Consider the following 3,071-nt stretch of genomic DNA (forward strand, 5'->3'; position numbering starts at 1 on the left):
CGAAAGTTAAACCAACCTAACACTATCAGCAGCACCGTCTGCCAGGCCAACAGCCGGTAAAAGCTCCCTACAGCTTGGTCAGGAAGATCCTTCTGAACCATGGCTATCTCTCCTTAAGAGCTTAAGCGGCGAAAGTCAAAAAATATATCGAACAAGCCGACGAAAAACAACGCCTGTCCAAACAAGGGAGTGATGAAAGTGAGCACGGCTACCAGTACTTTTAAACCCTTGGGTAGCTGATAAGTCTCCATAAAGTGCCAGGCAACGGCCAGCCCTTGGATCAGAAGGGCCAGTTGAAAAATGGCTTGTATATTCAGTCCTATATGTTTCAAGATCTCATGGGCGGTGTAATTGGCGGCCAGAACAAAAACTATCCCGGCCAAATAGCCGACAGCAGCGGTTCGCGGTAACCTCCAGCCGGCAAACGGCGGAAAGCCGGGGTAAGCGATCCCGAGACGAGCCAGAATCGACCGCGACAGTAAGAAATTAACCACGGCTAAGATGACACTGCCGGCCACCATGGCCATGGGCAGAAGGTAGCGCATCATACTCATACTCTGACTGAGCATGGCTTCCATTTGCTTGAGGGCATCCCCGCTGATACCCAGTCGCCGGTAGAGATTCATAGTGGTCTCCAGCGAATCTTGGTAGATGCCAAAGTAGCTTTCCAGGGGATTAATTCCCATGACAAACAAAGATAAGGCAAAGAGCAGGAGCAACGAAATAAGCAAGGCAATGGCTCCCAGCCCCACCACCCTCAGCGGGGTAAGGCGGCGCCGCATAGCCGTCCCCAGTACCAGACCTAAAACCCCCAGCCCCAGAAACATGCTGATGGCAGTGAGCGGGCCGGCCAAAATAGCCACTATGATCCCGGCCACCACGGTAGCTAGAATCGATAGCCGCAAATCGTGCCGCACACCCAGTAACACAATGGGAATAGGCCAAAAAAAACCGGTGAACAGCCCCAGAATAGGGAGGTAGATAGTTGCCAAGCAAAAAACTACCGTGAGGGCAGCCAGAAAAGCCGCTTCCACTAATGAACGCGTCGATCTCTTGGGGGCCACACGCTTCACCTCTTACTCCTTAAATACTCCTCCAGCACCGACAAATCGCCGTACCACGTCTCCAGCTCGTGCTCGCCGGAGATGCTTTGTCGGACCATGTGGGCCAGTCGGTTGTCGATAGTTCCAAACCCGATACCCAGCCGCCGCCCGAGCAGGTAGACAATGAGTACCACCTGGGCCAGGGCATCGGCAATAATGTCGTCGGCGCCCTTGGTTAGCGCCCGAAAAACCAGGGTGACAGCTCCCAACAGCTCTGTCTTCAGCCATTCGATGGCCCTTAGGCTCTTGGTTATGTCCAGCTCCGTTCTTTGCAGCTTCACAGCGCTGCCCCCCTTAAAGGATCTAACCCTTAGTCTATTCTGTCCGCTGGGCTGGAAATCCTGCCGCCGGCCAGGTGTAAATACAAGGCACATTCCACCCGTTTTCGCTCCAGTTCGCAGCCCAATTGGTACGGCTGGTGAATCCGGCCGGAAAAAAGCTCCGCGTTGGCATGGCAGCCGCCGCCACAGAAATAACGGGCGAAACACGATCGGCACTGGTCCTTGGTCAGCAGGGTGGTGCGGCGAAATTCCTGCACCAGATCGGTCCGGACAATACCGGTGGTCACAGTTCCTTGTTTATAGCCGCTACGCCCCACGAACTGATGGCAGGGATATAAATCCCCGCTCGGAGCCACGGCAAAATACTCATGACCGGCGCCGCAGCCGGTAAAGCGTTTGGCCAAGCAGGGCCCGTGGTCCAGATCGATTTCAAAGTGAAAGAACTTAAAGGGCCGGCCGGCAGCAGCCTCCTGCTGGTACAACCGGGTCAGGCGCTCGTATTCAGCTTTAAGCTCCGGTAAGTCAGCTTCGGTTAAGGCATAGGCTGCCGACGGTGGCGCCACCACCGGCTCCAGGGAAAAACGCCGGATACCCAGCTCCAGCAGATGCTCTGCATCGGCAGCAAAATCCCGGTTATGCCGGGTAAACGTCCCTCTGACCCACCAGTCCCCGTCCGGGTCGGCAGCTACAGCCGCCAAGATTCGGGGCACCAGCCGGGCGTAGGACCCCTGCCCATGGGGAAACGGACGCATGTAGTCGTGAACCTCCGGCCGCCCATCGAGACTGAGGACCAAAGACACCCCCAAAGCAGTCAACTCCCGGCGCACAGCGTCGGTAAGTAAAACGCCGTTGGTAGTGAGGGTAAACTTAAAGGTCTTACCCTGCTTCTGGCCTTCCTGGCGGGCATAGGCGATGGTCTCCCTTACCACCGGTAAATTAAGGAGCGGCTCACCGCCGAAAAAATCAATCTCACAAAGCGGCCGCTGGCCGGAATGTTGGAGCAGCAAATCAACAGCCGCCACCGCCACTTCCGCCGACATCAGCTGGCGCATGCCGCCGAACTCGCCGCTGTCGCCGAAACAATACCGACAGCGCAGGTTGCAGTCGTGAGCCACGTGCAAGCACAAAGCTTTCAGCACCGGCGGCCCTGAGGGCACCCAATGGGTTACTGCCGGCGGCGTGAACAAAGTCCCTTCCGCCTGGGCCGCCTCCACTTCGCCGCAGGCAGCCGCCACGTCTGCCGGACCATACTTGGGCGCTAGGGCTGCCCAGATCTCCGGCTTGGACTTTTTCGGGTAAAGAGCCAGCAGCTCAGCCATGAGCTCATCAATCTCATGCAGGCTGCCGCTTTCCACATCCAGAGCTAAATAGGTATCCAAACACTTAAAGACATGCACTTGTCCGCTGACATCCATGGTTTTTCGCTCCCCCGGTAAAATTGAGCCCGCCGGCGTCCAGTGACCGCCGCGGGCTCTTGAAAGATTAGCGCCGCCTAGTATTCTCGCAGCTCTGGTTGCCCACCGTCAATGAAGTCTTGCAAGCAGATTGACAGGAGTTTTGGCACCGGCCGCAGCCGCCGGCGGCCAAGCTTTTCTGCAACCGTCCTTTATGAACCGTCTTTATGTGCTTACCTTGCATAGCCATCCTCCTTTAACGTGCTGTTCTCATTATAGCATATGGCACTGCC

The 3,071-nt window shown here is 56.4% G+C and carries 4 protein-coding genes; all 4 read right to left on the reverse strand.

Annotated elements, in window-relative coordinates; translation table 11 throughout:
- Nucleotides 1-113 precede the first annotated feature (113 nt).
- Nucleotides 114-1,064, reverse strand: coding sequence for a YybS family protein (locus GX016_01300; protein ID HHT70198.1), 951 nt, complete (start codon nucleotides 1,062-1,064; stop codon nucleotides 114-116).
- 5 nt (nucleotides 1,065-1,069) lie between these two features.
- A complete protein-coding gene (locus GX016_01305) occupies nucleotides 1,070-1,384 on the reverse strand; it encodes a hypothetical protein (GenBank protein ID HHT70199.1) in 315 nt (104 codons plus the stop codon).
- A gap of 29 nt (nucleotides 1,385-1,413) precedes the next feature.
- Complete coding sequence (gene scfB / locus GX016_01310) at nucleotides 1,414-2,799, reverse strand: thioether cross-link-forming SCIFF peptide maturase (GenBank protein HHT70200.1); 1,386 nt, start codon at nucleotides 2,797-2,799, stop codon at nucleotides 1,414-1,416.
- Nucleotides 2,800-2,866: 67 nt separating this feature from the next.
- Nucleotides 2,867-3,022, reverse strand: coding sequence for a six-cysteine peptide SCIFF (gene scfA / locus GX016_01315; protein HHT70201.1), 156 nt, complete (start codon nucleotides 3,020-3,022; stop codon nucleotides 2,867-2,869).
- Between the last annotated feature and the right edge of the window lie 49 nt (nucleotides 3,023-3,071).

The sequence above is a fragment of the Bacillota bacterium genome (genome assembly GCA_012837285.1).
Lineage (GTDB): Bacteria > Bacillota > DTU030 > DUMP01 > DUMP01 > DUNI01.

Coding starts and splice junctions, on each gene's coding strand:
- scfA (HHT70201.1), bottom strand. CDS start 3,022: ATGCAAGGTAAGCACATAAAGACGGTTCATAAAGGACGGTTGCAGAAA.
- scfB (HHT70200.1), bottom strand. CDS start 2,799: ATGGATGTCAGCGGACAAGTGCATGTCTTTAAGTGTTTGGATACCTAT.